Annotated in this window: 2 protein-coding genes; both read left to right on the top strand. The window is 37.6% G+C overall.

The window, feature by feature from the left end; genetic code table 11:
- Window positions 1–309: hypothetical protein (locus CWB72_RS20770; RefSeq protein WP_212747914.1), on the top strand; the 309-nt coding region annotated here is incomplete at its 5' end.
- A gap of 103 nt (window positions 310–412) precedes the next feature.
- Window positions 413–820 carry a hypothetical protein gene (locus CWB72_RS19760; RefSeq protein ID WP_138635008.1) on the top strand — a complete coding sequence of 136 codons (408 nt, stop codon included), beginning with the start codon at window positions 413–415 and terminating at the stop codon, window positions 818–820.
- Window positions 821–943: the final 123 nt, after the last annotated feature.

Here is a 943-nt window from a genome sequence, read left to right as displayed (position 1 = left end):
CCCGTTAATCGGGCGTTATATGCCAAGGATAGCCTCATCAATAAACTCCTAAGAAACTTGCTAATTCCACTAGTTGGTATTTTGCTATTAGTTTGTTTTACATTATTTCTTACATGGAGCAAGGTTACTTTGGCTCTTGTTACGGCGTCTTTGTTTGTATTGTTCAGCGCTGAGCACACTTTCAATTTTATCGGTCGTTCTGACGTTCCATTTTTTAAAAAAATTGCAGGTTCAATGATTCAAAAAATAATAGCGTTTTTGATACCAGTAGTGATTTTGTTTGCTATTTTTGGTGTATTTGGCATATAACAAGCAATTCAACTGGGATAAAAAACTTGCGGGCTATTCGCTACGCTCAATTTTAGCCCACAATTTTTTACCCGTTAATCGGGCGTTATATTTTGAGAAGTGTATGAAGTATTTCTTAGCAATAGTTTTAGTGACTAGCTTTCAAAGTTTAGCGTGTGTGCCTCCTGTATTTTACGGCAGTGATGCGATAATAAACGTTCCAGATCCTGAATTTAAAGCTGGGACCGTTGAAAATGTGACTATTGGAAAAGTTAGCGCGAAGGTATTCTTTGATAAAAGTGGTCGTGTGATTAAAGTGGATATCTTAAAATTAGACCCCGCCTCTTTACCTGCGGCTCCAATTAAAGAAGCTCTAAACTCCGCGAGATTAGAATTTTTACCAAATATGGCGGTTGTTTATGAAACAGAAAATGAAGTTCCAAAAGCAGTTTTCGATCATCAAGTCGATATAGAGTTTCCCATAAAATTTAAGGAAAAACTCAACTTGCAATTGCATTTAAATAAAATATAACAAGTGCCTAAACCAAAGGACGCAAAACAGCAGGCTTGCGCTCCTTCGTCGCTAATTTTAGCCTGCTATTTTTCGCCGGTTAGGCAAGCTACATGGACTCCCCCGATTGTCAACGAATTCATC

The sequence above is a fragment of the Pseudoalteromonas phenolica genome, from assembly GCF_005886345.1.
GTDB lineage: Bacteria > Pseudomonadota > Gammaproteobacteria > Enterobacterales > Alteromonadaceae > Pseudoalteromonas > Pseudoalteromonas phenolica_A.
Note: the sequence above shows the minus strand (reverse complement) of the source record. Positions and strands in the feature narration are given on the sequence as shown.

What these genes read in the sequence shown, in the direction of transcription:
- CWB72_RS19760 (WP_138635008.1), top strand. Translation starts at nt 413, where the DNA reads ATGAAGTATTTCTTAGCAATAGTTTTAGTGACTAGCTTTCAAAGTTTA.